The following is a 14,347-nucleotide window of genomic DNA, read 5'->3' on the forward strand; positions in this document are numbered from 1 at the left end:
AGGTTAGTATTTTCTGTTTTTTAGAATTTCCCGGGCGATCTGTTCATCTGTTTCCGGTGTCCAGGTTTTACTCATGGCAGGATCGGACTTTATTTTCTCCTGTGCACCGGAATTATTGATATTCTTCTTGGCTGTAGCAGTCCGGGTCTCCCATGTCGCTTCTAGTGCCCGGTACTCCAGCAACATCCTGTGGTAGGTAAGAATTCTTGAGCCCCTGTCCATATCTGCGTTCCGCGCACCTTCGATGCGTTCTTTCAGCATGGACAGTTCATTTTTATACCAGCTGAGCAATCCCTCCGATATTACTTTGCTGCGAACCGCTTGGGGAAGCGGTGCCAGGATAGAATTATCTGAATACTCCAATACCGGACTGAGTTCTTTTTTATAATACAGTAGCCAGAGCGGGTCAGCAGCCGACAAGGCCCCGCTCTGGTTTGCGATTTCAAGCAGGGACGTATTGCGCAGGGTATCAGATTCCAGGCTGTAGGCATTACTAGCAGCTGTCATTGCAGCCGTCAGGGCTAAGCGCTGGGTTTGTGGTCCTGCTGGGGAAAGCGGCCTGATGTCTGTTTTCTTATAATTGGGATGAAGCCCCCAGGTCAGCCAGTAATAGGGATTGAGTCCCAAAAATCCACTGGTAGGGGTAAACTTGTTTTTGTCCCATTGCTTAAAGACCATCCGTTCCTGCTGGTAACGGATGCTTTCATCCACAATAAGTTTCTGGGCGTAGGCTGCCTGTATAAGGCAGCACATGGTAAATGCGATGAGTAATTTTTTCATAATTTGAGATATTTTGCGTTTCTGATGATGTCTTCCACATAGATGCGGTCATTACTGATCCAGGCCTCAAATGGGTTGATACTTCTGAAAATGCCGCGCTGCTTTGCCCAGAACATTGCTTTCCATGCACCGTAAATCAGTGATGACAGCAGCTGGAGTTCCTGGGTCACCGTCCGTAGCAGCTGGTCACGGCTGTTGTAATCTGCCAGCATATTGTTCCCTTCTTTAAGGATGGAGGCAGAGACATCTGTAACCAGCCTTGCAGAACGGGCTTTCATCTGCTGACCGAAATCTTCAGCGAACAGCAGCAGGTAAGGTTCTCCTTTTGCCATTTCCAGCATCTGACGGCTATAGCTGATCAGGTCTGAGATGATCAGTCCCATATCCCTGACGGCAATCCCGTTTTTTAAAGCTGAATTGACATTGGCCAGCCCGTTGTAGATCATGTTCTGGGCAATAACCACTGAGCCGATATTGAGGTTGATGTTTTGAAGGTTCTGATCGATCTTCTCCAGGTATTGGGTATGGCTGAATTCTGCTGCCTGCCGGACAACGGCATTTTCCGCTACGGCCTGCAGGTGCTTGCGGTCGTGAACGATCCGCTGGGCATCAGCTGCATTCATTAAGCCTGCACCCATGAGCAGCACATATAGAGAGGTTTGCATAAATTTCATTGTTTTTAATATTTAGCGTTCTGGAAGATGTCCCCGATGATGGCTTGATCCTGATCGATATAATCCTGGAAGGGATTCAATGATCTTTTCAAGCCGATTGCCTGGCTGTATTGCATGGAATTGAACAGACCCGTTGAAAGTTCCTGAATGGTACTCAGCTGGAAAAGGACATAATCAAACAGAATCTTCCGGTCCGAGGCTTTCATCTGGTTCACAGCCCCGATACTTGCGCTAAGACCGATCAGGTAATTGACCAGTGCCCGGGACTTTGATACGAATTCGAGTTCGGTCTGGTAGGCAATGCCGATGAATAAAGGCTGCTCTGCAGCTATCCTGTAGATCCCGGCCTGGTTCTGAATGATCCTGTCAACCATAGGACTGGCCTGTATGCCTATATTTGCGGCGTCAATGATAAGTCCGATGGTGTGAAAGCGATCCTGAAGCTGCCGGTATTTGACTTTCAGCCTGGCCAGCATGGTCCGGTTGGCCTGTTCATTTGCAGTGGTGACCGCCTGTTTGTCCCGTGCTGACTTTTGCAGTTCATTTTCTGATTTGGAATCAGCAACCAGCTGGTGGATCCCGGGGATATTGAGCGCTTTCTGCTGACTGAACCCTGCGAGAGCCATCAGCCAGAGGAAGGAAGTGATGATCAGCGGCTTCATTTCTTCAGGTATTTAGCCTGGGTGAGCACATCATTTGCGATCTTTTCATCCATGCTGATCCAGCTGTCCCAGGGATTCAGGGAGCTCCATATCCCGTTCATTCTCGCCCAGTACATGGCCCTGTGCATCCCGTAGGCGATTCCCCTGAGGATGCGCATTTCGCTGGCGATATGGTTCAGCAGTTTTGCCCTTTCTCCCGAATCCATCAGGTTGTCTTTTCCGGCCTTAAGTACAAATGCGCCAACCTCAACCGCCAGACTGGTCGCCCTTGTTTTGAATTCCCGGGCACCTTCTTCAGCGAAAAGAAGCAGTACCGGGCTTGAAGTGGCGATTCTGATCGTTTCCTGTACATCACCTATAATGTCGGTTCCGACATCAGCGATCTCTTTGATGGTAGTTAAACTATGGATCACACCCGATACCTCACTTAATCCCTTGTAGATCCTGTCCTGCAGATCGTTTACAATGACCAGCTGTCCTGTGACTGCAAGCTGTCCGCGCTGGATCAAACTCAGGTTATTGTTGGTCCGGTTCAGCTGTCCGTCCAGTGCCGATCTCGAACTGTACATTGCCGCCGAGGTGACGGGGTCAACGTATAAAGTCTGGGAGTATGCGCTGCTGAACCACGGGAACAGCATCACAAACATTGTTTTTCTAAGCATGTTTAAGAATTTTGTAGATTGAATATTTCTTTACTGTTGACCTGTGTGACGAAACGGCCAAGACTGAGCCCGCTTTTGTCCAGGTCTGATAGAAATGCGTCAACACCGGCCGGGTAAGTCCCAAAATGCCTGGTGTACCGTTCCACGGCAGATTTTTCCGGTTTTTCTGTGGTATAGGTAAGGTATTGCGCAGCGGAAACTTCTACGCCATAGACTTCACCGGTCATGCCCCGGCGGATATAGACTTCCTTGAAGCGGGACCTGCCTTCCTTGTTGTCCAGCTGGTTGACCGTAAAGATCTTTTTCCTCTCTGTATCACTTATAGAGAGCAGCTTGGCGATCTCATCATAGTTGTCCTTAAAGTTGCTCTGATCCAGCAGGCAGATGGTTCCGGAATTGCCGATGATGCTGTCTTTTACAATCGGATTGCCCAGGATGTCAGCCAGTTCCTGCGTAACCACAATTGCCTCGCCCCAGAACTTTCTAACGGTTTTATATAAATAAAGAAGGTATGAGGCCATGATCGGGCTGGCGATAGCCTTCCAGGCTTCCTCACAGATCAAGGCTTTTCTGCGGTCTGAACGGTGCCGCATTTTCTGCAGGAAAACGTCCATAATGATCAGCGTAACGATGGGAAACAGGTTTGACTCCTTGATGTTGTCAATTTCAAATACAATAAAGGGTTCGTCGAAAAGCGATTGATCCACGTTTTGATTGAGCATCCGGTCATATTCACCGCCCTTATAAAATTTCTTCAGTACATAGCGGAATTCCTCCAGATTGAAAGGGATCTGTTCGGCCTCTTTGATCAGCGGAATGGTGGCCAGGGCATACTCATAAAATGAGTTGAAGCTGAGTTCAGGGATTGCTTTTGCGGAATGGCCATCGAACAGCGGTCTTCCGTAAAAATACTGCGTGTAGTAGGTGGAAATCAGTTGTGTGATGACATCAGATTCAATCTGGCTGACCGATCCCCCGGTTCCCTTCCAGAGCAGGGTGATGAGTGTAACCAGGAAATCCTTCTTCTCGATGTTGTATTCTTCGGGCGTAATGGCAAAAGGGTTCATCGTGATCGGTTCCTTCTCCGAATAGGTGATGTATTTGCCATTGTAATAACTGCAAAGCCCTGAATAGCTGTGCCCGGTATCAATGATCACAACATCCATGTTGTACAGCATGTATTGCTCGATGACCGAATTCATGAAGAACGATTTTCCTGTTCCTGAGCCTCCAAGTACAAAGCGTGAACGGTTACTCATGCGGTTTTGTGCCAGCGGCAAATCGGACAGGTCAATCCCAAGAGGAATGCCCTGCCGGTCGGTAAAGCGGATCAGGAAATCGGATGGATCATCTACCGGGAGCGATTCTTTGAACATCAGACAGATCGCTGCGTCAGATGTGGTCAGGAACCAGTCGTAATCCTGAAGCTCTATCCCATTGCCGGGAAGTGCTGTCCTGAACAGTTCTAATTGGTTGTAAGCACTTTTGCAGGGGGTAATTCCAAGATGGAACAATGCGCTTTCCACAAAATTGCAGGATTTTTGGAGCTGCTCTTTTTCCGCCGCAATAATGATGTTGTAATGGGCATTGACCAACACCTGGTTGTTGCGTGCAACATCTTTGAGCAGCAGGTCGATGTCCTCCACACAAAGGTCATTGGCCGGATCGGGGATTCCCGAGTGCCGCTTTCTTTTCAGCGCGAGCTTCCTTAATGTATATGCCTGATTGGGAATCTCGATCACCTGGTTAAACAGGATACTCTGGAATTCAGGAACTTTAAGCAAGAAGGAAAACAGGTCAATCGGGAATCCTTTAACCGATTCGTTGTCGCTGAGTTCCCGGTGGGTTGACAAATTCTGGGGCAGGTCAATACTGTCTATGTCTATCAGGTTGAGACTTCGGATGGAAACACTGCCCATGTTCACCTGGGTATCTGTCGGCATATAGTTGTTGAGTACTACCGGGCCTTCAGAAAAATCCATTGACAGGATCTGCTTGATTAGGTGATTGATCTCTTTTTCCGGCAGTACTTTCGGACTGGTTCCTGCGGACCTGAGCACCTCCAGTACCTTGTCAACTTTCTGCATGAAATCCCTGAGCTGCCCGGCATCATGGACATAAAGGGAACTGTTTTTGACCAGTCTTGTCAGGGAAAGACAGGTACGGATCTTTAAGGCTTTCCTGCCTGCAAAATGCCGGTTATATTTATCCTGCAGGTATTCTTCTGCCGGAATGTAGGGATAAGCAGACTTACTGATGATGTCCTGCTTCTGGATCAGGTACCCGCCACCCAGGATCTTTATAATATTGCTGTAAATGCTGTGGAATTCATCGTAAGCTTCAGATGCCCCGGAATATTGCTGTACCGGGTTATTCAGATTGATCACTACGGAATACTCCCCATTAGGGCCATACAACAGATCATAATCCTGGTGGGAATCGATACCGATATAGGGTATTTTAAAAACGTTCTTTTTTGACATTTTTCCGGAAATTAAAAGTGGATTGATGGAGGTAGAGGCCGTTGCTGCGTCTTTTACTGTGCAGTCCTTTCTTCTGGGTTTCGGCCGTGTACCAGAGTCCTCCACCTATTGCAGTAGCGAGGACGAGCACGCCGAAATACATGTTGACTAAAACCATGCACAGGGCACCCAGTACCAGGCCGCAGAGCAGCCAGCCAACACCCCAGAAAATGAATTTTCCTTTGAAGCCTTTAAATACCAGGGGCTTTTGCAAGCCCCGGTAAACTGAAAAAATTCGCATCCTTAAAGACTGAAAAAGGCTTTAATTACCAGTGAGGAGACCACGAGGAAGACGCAGGAACCTCCCCAGCCCATCAGTTCTTTGTTGATGTCATTGTCTCCGGCATTCCATTTGGAATACACCCGGACCGCTCCGATCAGCCCGACGATACCGCCAATGACCAAGGCGATGTTGGTTACCGGGGCAACATAGGTCTTCAGCGTTGTTGTTGCGGTGTTTAGCCCGGTCACACCATTTTGAGCGAAAGCGGAAATACGGGTGATCAGCAGAATTACTGCCAGGAGGAAGCATTGTTTTTTGTTCATTTGTCTTAAGAAATTTTGGTAGAAAAAAAGCCGGTTCTGGTTGGAAGCGGCTGGATTTGAGGGAGGGGAAAAAGGGCTAAATGCCCATCAGTTTTTGAAGAAAGGGTCCGATCAGGACCATGAAGATTGCGGCGAAGAACCATCCGGTTACCTCGGCAGTAAAGCGGTCTCTGCCCATTTGCAGATTGTGATAGATCCTGAGGCCGCCGATGATCCCCAGTATTGCGGCGAGTACCAGGCAGGCATCCCAGGTGGAAAAAAATGAATTTTTAAGGTCTTGCCGTACCTGCTGCATTTCGGCAATCCCGGGTTGTCCGGAGACAGAATAGAAGCCCATGACCAGCAGGGTCAGGAGTAAAAGAAATTTTCGGCCTGGCATATCAAAAGCTCACCTGTCTGGTTAGCTCGATGGTTTCTTTGCGGGCCAGGGCAAAGAGCCCCTGAAGCGATACCGCACCGGAAGCAACAGATGCCGGTTCGGGTTCCGGGGCTTCGGGCAGCTGCTTTGGTTGGACTTTTTGTGGCGACAGGTCTGGAGCAAAGCTCAGAACAGGTGCAGACTCATCCCGGGTTTGCCGGTCTTTTCTTGTGCTGTCGTAGAGAATGTTCAGCAGATAGTAACCGGAATAACCTCCGGTGAGCCAGAGGGCGAATTGCAGATAACTCATAATTCTAGGTTTTGGATGTATTGTTGGACAATTGATTTGATTTCGGGGTGCTGAGTCAGGAGCCGTCTGACTGAAAAGGCGATCAGTTTGGTCAGGTCTATCCCGGTAGCCATTTTAAAATGACTCAGCAGCTGTGCTGTTTTTTTATCAAAACGAACATGCACCATGTTTTTATGATCGGCGTTGTCGTAGTCCCGTATCTCCTCCAGAATAGCAGGAGCAGAAACTGCTTTGCTTTGTTTTTTTGGTTTGCCTTCCGCAGAAGTTTTAGATTCTGGACCGGCAGGCGGGGAGATTATACTGCTGCGGAGCTGGTCAGCCAGGCTTTTAATGTCATTCATAGGCTTCAGGGCTGCTAATGGTTTCGTTCTGTCCGGTCTGCGGGGCAATGTATTGCTGCCAGAGCTGCTCAAAGACAGGTTTTACAACCGGCAGTACGCTTTCCGGCGTGCGAAGGGTATTGCTCCGCTGAAAATCTATCCTGTCCGGAATTGCCTCTGTCATCCGGCCGAGACTGAGCAGTTGCTTGTCCACCTGCTGTTTGGTTTCATAGCGGACATTGGCTTTGATCCTGCTGGGAATGAAAGTGATGTTGACCTTTGGGTTGATCTTTTGGAGCACAAAAGAAAAAAGAACAGTGGAATCAAAACTGAGCTCATCATAGGAGAAGGGGCAAAGCACCAGGTCAGCTGCTTTAAATACAGCGATCAGACCGTCATCATCAAGCTTTCCTGGAAGGTCAATGATAATGACCTGCTGTTTGTTCTGCGCTAGTACAGGATACATCATAGGGAAATGTTCCAGGCTGGCCGCTATGACCTCATAAGGAGGGATGTTATCCAGCATCTTTGCCCGCTGGTATTTCTGCGCGATGGACTGCTGGTAATCCATGTCGATCACGATGACCTTACAGGTCTTCTGCCCGGTAAGGAAATTGGCCAGGAGCATGGTTAAGGTGCTCTTTCCGGCACCGCCTTTCTGGTTTCCGATAATTATGACCATAGTTGATTGTTAAGGGTTATCTGGTATTGGTGCGGGCTTTTTTCTTTTTGCGCCGGTTACGGCCATTGATGGCCTCATCGTCGATGTCATCTGAGATGGATACGTTGACATCTGGTGTGTGAGGTATGTATTCGCGTAATTCCTCAGAGATTTCTTCAAAGTCATTGCCGCTGTCCTCATGTTCGTAGAAGTCCTCCGGTGTATCTGTAACATCAGGGGAGGCCAGCGTTTCTGAATTGTTCAGGTACTCTGTTTGCAGTTTTTCAGAAAGGAGTGGGACAGGTTCCAGCAGCACGTCCCGGCGCATGACCTCACTGCCCTTCAGTACCTGTTTTTCACTATGGTCTATGATGGAGTAGCCATAAACCGGTTTGCCCTCACTAGAATGAAAAAAGAGTTCGACCCCGAATTTTTCCCTGAGGAATATGGCAAGATCGGAAGTGTACTTTCCTGGGACTTCAATAGTCCTGCCGCCGGGAAGCGGAGCAGTCAGCGGCACAAGCTTACTGGAGTACTGGTGGCGGTATTTTTCGAAGACCAGACGGAGCTGTGCAATTCTTTTCTGGTCAACCTGCCGCTCTTTGATCCTTGTCTGGATCTGGGCAGATTTTAAACTGCAGAGCCGTTTACCATATTTGACCAGGTACAGAACTTCTGGTGTTTCCTGAAGAACATATCCTTGCGCCTCAAGCAGCATCATGAACTGTGAGGTCGTGGAGAAATTATAACCTAACGCCTTCTCCAGGTCTGTTTTAGCTTTGAGTTTTTCATTCAGCCCGATCAGCTTATTGAGTTCCCTTACCGCCCGGATCTTTTCATAGACACTGCAGATCTTTTTACCTTCTTTATTGATCCTGGTGCTGACAATGTGTACGTGGTTGTTTTGCGTGTCCTTATGGTATATGATCAGGTAGGGCTGTTCCCCATATCCCATTGATTTCATCCATTCTCCGGCAACTTTGGTAAGCTGTGTTTTACTGAACGATCTGCCTTTTGCTGACAGCACTGCATGGAACTGGGGGAGCCTGATCCGGGTATTTTGTGCAGAGATCAGTTCCAGGTACCGGATGTAATCTTCAGGGCGCAGCGCCCCTAAAGCATTCAGCGCCCCGAAGTTCTCCGTTTTCATGAGTTCTGCCTTATCATTCTCAATTTTGCGTGTGTTGTAGCGGATGCCTTCGTAGACACCTGCAGCTTTCAGGATTTTTATGACCATACAGGATAGGGAATAGCTGGATGTGGTATATCCGGATAGTTGTGATCCGGTTACAGGATATCCGGTTCACATTTATTTTGTAACGGGATATATGATATCCCGATAGCTGTTAAACTGTAACCGGACAGGATGTAACCTGTTATTTTATAACTCGTATCTGGTTATCCCATATCCCGGTATGTGGCTACGGGATATTGGATAACTTATATCCCTTTACACCGGGTTCATTTTTCTGGGTAAGAAAGCTGGGCCTCTGGAATTTCAGCCTGATGGAATTGGCCCAGCTGATCCCGGTACATCACGGCATAGGCCCATTTATTTCGCATGGCATGATATACCGTACCAAGAATGAGTACTTTTTGCCCGGTAAACCTAAGGATACAGACCTGGTCTGGCCTGAACTTATGAGGTTTGTTCTTTTTCCTAGTGGCCACAAGAACGGAAGCGGCAAAAGTGATCAGGATAAATGCCGCAATGGCCTAGAATTTTGAAAAGTATGCAAATGGATTGTCCATAATATTGGTTTTGGTTAATAAGTGTATTTAATGGATTTACCTGCCCATCATCCGGATAAGCTTTCTCAGGGTGACCTCCAGCAGCAGCTGGATATCTGTCCATTGCCGCAAAAGGGAGTTGTTTTCTTCGATGATCTCCGGGGAGAGGCGGTGCTGCTTTTTCAGGGTGTTGGCATGGCGGGCAAGCTGGTTGATGTTGTTGCCCGTGCGGTTCATTTCCGATCCGATCGAGTCAAGCTGCCGGATCATTTCTGAAGCATTGATCAAAAGGTTGGCAGAGTTCTCCAGTACACGGATCCGGACCAGGTCTGTCTTGCTCATGCCGAGCTGCTGTTCCAGACGGGTAATGAGCGCGTATTCTTCTTCGGTAAACCGGACATCGATCTTTTTACTGCGCCTGTTTTTAAGGAGCAGTGGTCTTCCGTTTTGTTTTGTCCTTGATTTCATAAGCGAAGCTTTGTTAGGGCAGCGAGTTGCGAGCTGACCTTTTCCCCTTATGCTTCCGCTGAGGCACGAAGATGGAAAGCTTAAGGCAAGAGACTTTTCGGAAAGATGAAAAGCCCTGCAAAGGGGTTTTTGTCTGACGAAAAGACATCTTGCCCCAAACTTAACAAACAAGGGTTCCGTGGTTTGATATGGATTTGGGGGTACAAAGGCAGCAAAAGCCATCAGCTATTGCTGCCTTTGTGCATTCCGGTGGAAGCGGCAGGGGATGTTTCATGCCGGAGTTTCCCGGTTGATTTCAGGTCGCATTTCAGCTTGTCGTTGTAATCGTTAAAGCCTTCGTATATCGAAGAGGCATCTGTGGCATAAGGGAGTCTATTCAGAAATGCAGCCGTTGCTTCCCGACCAGCCTGGTCATGATCCAGATAAAGTGAAATTTCCGGGTATGTTCCGGAAGCTGAGATGGCCTGAGGCAGGTTGACCAGTGAATTCAGGCATATAACGGTATGTGCTGCTTCCTGATGGTAACGTTTCCAGCTCAGGTAATTCATATATCCCTCAAATACGGCCAGCTTCAGCGGATCGCCTAGGATGATGGTCAGTGTTTTTTTTCCCAGGCAGCCCTTAAAATACTTATTACGGAGTTCCCAGCCTTTGAACTGGTTGAGCCAGCCGATAGCAAAATAATGCTTGCGCAGCTGTTTCTCATCCTCAACGTAATAGTAGATCTCTTTGAGCTGGTCATTGGCTACACCCCAGACACCTCTTGACATCAGGTAATTTGTCAGCACCTGGTTGTTGCCCAGGGGCTTGATCTCTTCAATTTTATAATTGGGGAGTTTGATTGCCTTTAACCTTGGGCGGGATTTTCTTTCAGATTGCTGGGGGTGTTGATAGTCGATGGTGATGTTGCAGACCTCGGATATCTTTTGCAGCAGCTGCGGGAAATCCAGTTCTTTCCAGTATGCCCTGGCGAAATCAATGAGGTCACCGCCCTGTCCGTTGCCATGGTCGTACCAGACGCCCAGCGTTTCATTGACACAAAAAGAAGGTTCAGTATCGTTGCTGCGCAACATGCTGAGGTAAAAAAGTTCTCCGCCTGACTTGCGCAGAGGTTCATGGCCAAGCCTGGATAGCAGGCTGACCAGTGAGACCTGGTCTTTGAGCTGGCTGGCACCGATAAAATTTTCCATAAGAATTTAAATGTTTAAGGAGTGAGGAATCAAAGCAGAATGTGGGCCTCTCCGGCCAACTTGCATGCTTGTATACATTTTGGGTGAATTGAAATGTATGCTGATCCGGTATGAAGCTTAAAAAGCTGCCAAACAAAAAAGGGGCTAGTGCCCCTGTTGAACGGATAAAAATATCCTTTCAGTTATAATTTTCGGGACTACCCACGTCTTTCTGTACAGAAAGAGCTTGCGCCTGCCAATGCACTCATTTTGATGCTATCGCCATTATGCAGAATTTCCTGCTTTCACAGGATAATGCTTCATCCCCTAATGTCAAAGATCATTTCAGGTCGCATCACTGCGCCGTAAACGCCAGAGGCGTTCAGGGATTCTGCAAGACTTGGTCTGCCATTGGCAGGCAAGTACTGCGGTAACCGGAAGCGTCTATTGCCTTCGGTATTACCCTGTCGATACATTTTTGAAACTTTGCCTCGGGCGGGCAGGTAGGACTTAGCCGCCTGTCTGCGTTTATCCGGCTAAAAACCGGATGGCATTGGACTGGAGATTCTGTCTTTCCGGCGCAGAGGATCGGCGGGGCTTTACAGCCCTGCAGGTAACGGCATCCGGGAAATTCAGGGTTCATATCCTTCAGTTTCATGGGGACAAAGCAATCTGAAACCGGAGGGTGAAAACAGTGTATGGAAATTTTGAAAACGGCACACCCTAGCCTGGGAATTGTTCCAGAGGCGATTTAAGGGCGAAAAAAAAGAAATTTTATTTTAAGATGCTGCTGTCAAATAATTCAGAAAGGGAAATGTCCAGGCCTTTGCATAGTGCACCGAGCGTGGAAATGGTGGCATTGGTTCTGCCGTGTTCGATGTTGAAGATCTGGCGATAGTCGATCTCGGAGAGCTCGGCCAGTTTTTCCATGGAAAGTCCGCGTTGTATTCTCAAGGCTTTTACCCTGATTCCTAGTGTATTAATTAACTGCTGGTTACGTACTTTGATCACGTCTAAAAATGCGATAAATGGATAGAAATTGGTATGAAGTATACTTCATAATTAATGTCATAATATTGTTTGCTGCGCCATTTATTATTCCTAAATTTCCGCTTTAACCAATTGTGCACATTAATGCAGCCACAACGGAATACTATAAAAAGCATTCAGGAAACCGACTTAACCCCTGAATATAAGGATCAGTCTGAGCGGATGGGAATCACCAGTTTAAGAGATTTTTTATACGCCGATATCCCCCAGCTCCGTAAGCACCCGGAGTTTACCATGTTGTGGTACACAGAGCTGCTGAAGGTATTAAAGGCAGAAAACCTGCTGGACGAATTTCAGGCCAGGTTATAACTAAGATCATCCTGTTTGAAATAAAATGCCTGAAAAGCTAAAGCTATACATCAGGTTATTTCGGGCAATAGAAGTAAATTTTAAAAAAAAACCCGGCATTTGCCGGGGAGTAAAGAATTTCAGGTAGTTGGCTCAGGCTCATCAGACCTGATCTCAACGGTATTGACGATGATCTCAGTGGAGGTTCTTTTTTCATTCTTTTTGTCCGTATAGGTATTTGTGGACAGTTTGCCGGTAATGCAGAATTTGGTTCCTTTTTTAATCAGGCCATCAATCAGGCTGACTTTCTTGTTCCAGAAAACCAGGTTGAACCAGTGGGTCTCGTTTACCGGATCGCCATTTGCATTTTTGTAAAATTCGTTCCTGGCGATACTCAAACGTGCCATAGATTTTGTTTCTGAGAATTTGGTAATTACCGGATCTGAGCCTGCGTAGCCTTCTAAGGTTACTTCGTTTTTTGAATTTTCCATGATTGTTTTTTTTAAGTTTTTAATGCAGGTATTTTTAAAAGGCTGAATCCTGTGCTGTCAAGGTTGGCGCAGCCATTCATATAACCTTGACAGCACAGGATTCAGCCTTATAGCTTTGCATACTAAAAACAGGAAAAACGATCTGGAATTGAAAAGTCGGTATCTGAAGGTGAGCAGGTTCAGGTATGACCAGTTCCCGGGAATAAAAGGCAGGATTGATCTTGAAGGAACGAACGAAAGAAAAGGAGAACGGGTAATTGAGCCCGGTTGGGGAGCTGCATAAATACAGCCTGGAGACCGGATGAAATAATAGTGTTTAAAGGAAAACAAAAAGGGTTGTAAACAAAAAAAGACCTGCAAAAATGCAGGCCTCGTTTCCCAAAACAGCTTGCTGTTTACTTTGCTGAATTCTTTTTTTCTGTCACCTCAGCACGGATTTCCTGTGCCAGGTTCTTCAGATCCTGCATCGCCTTGCGTACACGCGTACCTGCAGCAGCATTACCTGCATTATAAAATTTCTCTGCATCAGCCTCTACCGAAGCCAGAACTTCTTTAACTTTTGTGAATTTTTCCATGTTTTAAAATTTAGCCGTACTGCCTACAGGACTCGTACCAAATGTTAGTTAATGCCTTGCCAGATAGAAAGGCAGGGGCAAACATATTAAATTTCCGGTAAAAGAGCGTTAACAGTAAATAAATGCAGGATCAGACCTGCGTTGAGATCCATTCCAACTGACGGGCAATTTTGTTGATCTGCAGTACCGGAATGGTATGGCACCCGACCCTGATGAATTCCGGGTTGATCTCCTGTACCTGGAAGTTAAGGATACGGAAAGTATGCTTCATGCCGGTAATCCCCATCATCTGGCAGATGTACATCCAGAAATACCTGGCTTCCTGTAGCGGGACTTTAATGCCTTTGGAAGTTTCTATATGATCTTTAGCGCTTCCCAGCCTCAGGTAAGACAGGTTAGGGTCTATTGGATGAGTGGTTTTCAATGTGCCAATGATCCCGTTTTCCCATTCCAGAACTGACTTTTCAAAGGTTACCAGTCTGGACGCATTACGTTTCCTGTCGCGGATCTCTTTAAGTGCATGCCGGGATGTGATCAGTTCCGCTGCCTGTTTCAGGACAGGACTTTCCAGTAAGGTAATGAGGTCCTGTGATGCATCTCCGGAAAAAGCCCTGACCAAGGATTGAAGGAGGTAAATCTGCTCATCGATACTTTTTAGCAGCAGGGTCTTTTTCGGTTTTTCCAGGAAATTCCTGACTTCTGAAGTAATACTTTCGATCCAGAAGTCGACGTTCTTTTTGATAAACGGACTTTCGGACGTGATTTTCTCGTCGCTTACAGGTAGGAACTGCACATAGATGATCTCTTTGTCTGAAATTGCTGAACGCACTAGGCTCTTATGGGCAGAGGTCGAAACGCTGTAGTTCCGGGTCGTGAAAAATGCACGGTTTCCGTCAAGGGTAGCAATCGGGAAGTGCCTGCCGTAGCTGTAGATGCTGGCACCATCAAAGAAAAAGTTACTGGCTTTTCCACAGGGTGTTAACTGGTGTGCCCATGCATGGGCGCAGCTGGCCTGATCGCTGTAGTTTCTGGTTTTCTGATCCTGGTTTCTCATGATTTAAAAGGTTAGGTGAAACATTT

22 protein-coding genes are annotated in these 14,347 nt (G+C 47.2%); 3 read left to right on the forward strand and 19 right to left on the reverse strand.

What is annotated here, in order from left to right:
- Nucleotides 1–3: 3 nt before the first annotated feature.
- The 12 genes from EZ444_RS05765 to EZ444_RS05820 form a co-directional block, all read right to left on the reverse strand.
- A complete protein-coding gene (locus EZ444_RS05765; protein WP_131607761.1) occupies nt 4–780 on the reverse strand; it encodes a hypothetical protein in 777 nt (258 codons plus the stop codon).
- On the reverse strand, nt 777–1,454 hold the full coding sequence (locus EZ444_RS05770; protein ID WP_131607762.1) for a hypothetical protein: 678 nt from the start codon (nt 1,452–1,454) through the stop codon (nt 777–779). The genes EZ444_RS05765 and EZ444_RS05770 overlap by 4 nt, the downstream gene beginning before the upstream one ends.
- Nucleotides 1,455–1,459: 5 nt before the next feature.
- Nucleotides 1,460–2,116 carry a hypothetical protein gene (locus EZ444_RS05775; RefSeq protein WP_131607763.1) on the reverse strand — a complete coding sequence of 219 codons (657 nt, stop codon included), beginning with the start codon at nt 2,114–2,116 and terminating at the stop codon, nt 1,460–1,462.
- A complete protein-coding gene (locus EZ444_RS05780) occupies nt 2,113–2,754 on the reverse strand; it encodes a hypothetical protein (protein ID WP_225874649.1) in 642 nt (213 codons plus the stop codon). Before EZ444_RS05780 ends, EZ444_RS05775 begins: the two co-directional genes overlap by 4 nt.
- A gap of 26 nt (nt 2,755–2,780) precedes the next feature.
- Nucleotides 2,781–5,261, reverse strand: coding sequence for a TraG family conjugative transposon ATPase (locus tag EZ444_RS05785; protein ID WP_131607764.1), 2,481 nt, complete (start codon nt 5,259–5,261; stop codon nt 2,781–2,783).
- On the reverse strand, nt 5,239–5,541 hold the full coding sequence (locus tag EZ444_RS05790; protein WP_131607765.1) for a plasmid transfer protein: 303 nt from the start codon (nt 5,539–5,541) through the stop codon (nt 5,239–5,241). The genes EZ444_RS05785 and EZ444_RS05790 overlap by 23 nt, the downstream gene beginning before the upstream one ends.
- Before the next feature lie 2 nt (nt 5,542–5,543).
- Complete coding sequence (locus tag EZ444_RS05795) at nt 5,544–5,846, reverse strand: DUF4134 domain-containing protein (RefSeq protein ID WP_131607766.1); 303 nt, start codon at nt 5,844–5,846, stop codon at nt 5,544–5,546.
- A gap of 76 nt (nt 5,847–5,922) precedes the next feature.
- A complete protein-coding gene (locus EZ444_RS05800) occupies nt 5,923–6,225 on the reverse strand; it encodes a DUF4134 family protein (RefSeq protein ID WP_131607767.1) in 303 nt (100 codons plus the stop codon).
- A gap of 1 nt (nt 6,226) precedes the next feature.
- Nucleotides 6,227–6,514, reverse strand: coding sequence for a hypothetical protein (locus tag EZ444_RS05805; RefSeq protein WP_131607768.1), 288 nt, complete (start codon nt 6,512–6,514; stop codon nt 6,227–6,229).
- Nucleotides 6,511–6,855: a hypothetical protein gene (locus EZ444_RS05810; RefSeq protein ID WP_131607769.1), complete on the reverse strand. Its 345-nt coding sequence runs from the start codon at nt 6,853–6,855 to the stop codon at nt 6,511–6,513. Before EZ444_RS05810 ends, EZ444_RS05805 begins: the two co-directional genes overlap by 4 nt.
- Complete coding sequence (locus tag EZ444_RS05815) at nt 6,848–7,516, reverse strand: ParA family protein (protein WP_131607770.1); 669 nt, start codon at nt 7,514–7,516, stop codon at nt 6,848–6,850. The genes EZ444_RS05810 and EZ444_RS05815 overlap by 8 nt, the downstream gene beginning before the upstream one ends.
- Nucleotides 7,517–7,532: 16 nt before the next feature.
- Nucleotides 7,533–8,732 carry a relaxase/mobilization nuclease domain-containing protein gene (locus tag EZ444_RS05820; protein WP_131607771.1) on the reverse strand — a complete coding sequence of 400 codons (1,200 nt, stop codon included), beginning with the start codon at nt 8,730–8,732 and terminating at the stop codon, nt 7,533–7,535.
- A 194-nt stretch (nt 8,733–8,926) separates the two neighbouring features.
- Between EZ444_RS05820 and EZ444_RS05825 the strand changes: the two genes are divergently transcribed.
- The gene (locus tag EZ444_RS05825; RefSeq protein WP_131607772.1) at nt 8,927–9,223 is read left to right on the forward strand and encodes a hypothetical protein; all 297 of its coding nucleotides are present in this window, start codon (nt 8,927–8,929) and stop codon (nt 9,221–9,223) included.
- Between the two features lie 60 nt (nt 9,224–9,283).
- Here the strand turns inward: EZ444_RS05825 and EZ444_RS05830 are convergent, their stop codons facing one another.
- The 4 genes from EZ444_RS05830 to EZ444_RS05840 all read right to left on the reverse strand — a co-directional run bounded on the left by EZ444_RS05830 (nt 9,284) and on the right by EZ444_RS05840 (nt 11,874).
- Complete coding sequence (locus tag EZ444_RS05830; protein WP_131607773.1) at nt 9,284–9,694, reverse strand: plasmid mobilization protein; 411 nt, start codon at nt 9,692–9,694, stop codon at nt 9,284–9,286.
- A gap of 221 nt (nt 9,695–9,915) precedes the next feature.
- Nucleotides 9,916–10,884 (reverse strand): toprim domain-containing protein, encoded by a 969-nt coding sequence (locus EZ444_RS05835; protein ID WP_131607774.1) that lies wholly within the window; start codon nt 10,882–10,884, stop codon nt 9,916–9,918.
- Nucleotides 10,885–11,183: 299 nt separating this feature from the next.
- Nucleotides 11,184–11,339 (reverse strand): hypothetical protein, encoded by a 156-nt coding sequence (locus EZ444_RS27145; RefSeq protein ID WP_165503537.1) that lies wholly within the window; start codon nt 11,337–11,339, stop codon nt 11,184–11,186.
- Nucleotides 11,340–11,637: 298 nt separating this feature from the next.
- Complete coding sequence (locus tag EZ444_RS05840) at nt 11,638–11,874, reverse strand: helix-turn-helix domain-containing protein (protein WP_131607775.1); 237 nt, start codon at nt 11,872–11,874, stop codon at nt 11,638–11,640.
- A 123-nt stretch (nt 11,875–11,997) separates the two neighbouring features.
- Between EZ444_RS05840 and EZ444_RS05845 the strand changes: the two genes are divergently transcribed.
- Nucleotides 11,998–12,222 carry a hypothetical protein gene (locus tag EZ444_RS05845; RefSeq protein ID WP_131607776.1) on the forward strand — a complete coding sequence of 75 codons (225 nt, stop codon included), beginning with the start codon at nt 11,998–12,000 and terminating at the stop codon, nt 12,220–12,222.
- Nucleotides 12,223–12,341: 119 nt separating this feature from the next.
- Here EZ444_RS05845 and EZ444_RS05850 read toward each other — a convergent pair whose 3' ends face one another.
- A complete protein-coding gene (locus EZ444_RS05850) occupies nt 12,342–12,692 on the reverse strand; it encodes a single-stranded DNA-binding protein (RefSeq protein ID WP_131607777.1) in 351 nt (116 codons plus the stop codon).
- A 115-nt stretch (nt 12,693–12,807) separates the two neighbouring features.
- On the opposite strand from EZ444_RS05850, the gene EZ444_RS27150 reads away from it, so the two are divergent.
- Nucleotides 12,808–12,975, forward strand: a complete 168-nt coding sequence (locus tag EZ444_RS27150; RefSeq protein WP_165503538.1) for a hypothetical protein — start codon at nt 12,808–12,810, stop codon at nt 12,973–12,975.
- 112 nt (nt 12,976–13,087) lie between these two features.
- Here EZ444_RS27150 and EZ444_RS05855 read toward each other — a convergent pair whose 3' ends face one another.
- Both EZ444_RS05855 and EZ444_RS05860 read right to left on the reverse strand, forming a co-directional pair.
- Nucleotides 13,088–13,267 carry a histone H1 gene (locus EZ444_RS05855; protein WP_131607778.1) on the reverse strand — a complete coding sequence of 60 codons (180 nt, stop codon included), beginning with the start codon at nt 13,265–13,267 and terminating at the stop codon, nt 13,088–13,090.
- Between the two features lie 130 nt (nt 13,268–13,397).
- Nucleotides 13,398–14,321 carry a hypothetical protein gene (locus EZ444_RS05860; RefSeq protein WP_131607779.1) on the reverse strand — a complete coding sequence of 308 codons (924 nt, stop codon included), beginning with the start codon at nt 14,319–14,321 and terminating at the stop codon, nt 13,398–13,400.
- Nucleotides 14,322–14,347: the final 26 nt, after the last annotated feature.

Origin of the sequence: Pedobacter hiemivivus (genome assembly GCF_004331685.1) — a bacterium.
GTDB lineage: Bacteria > Bacteroidota > Bacteroidia > Sphingobacteriales > Sphingobacteriaceae > Pedobacter > Pedobacter hiemivivus.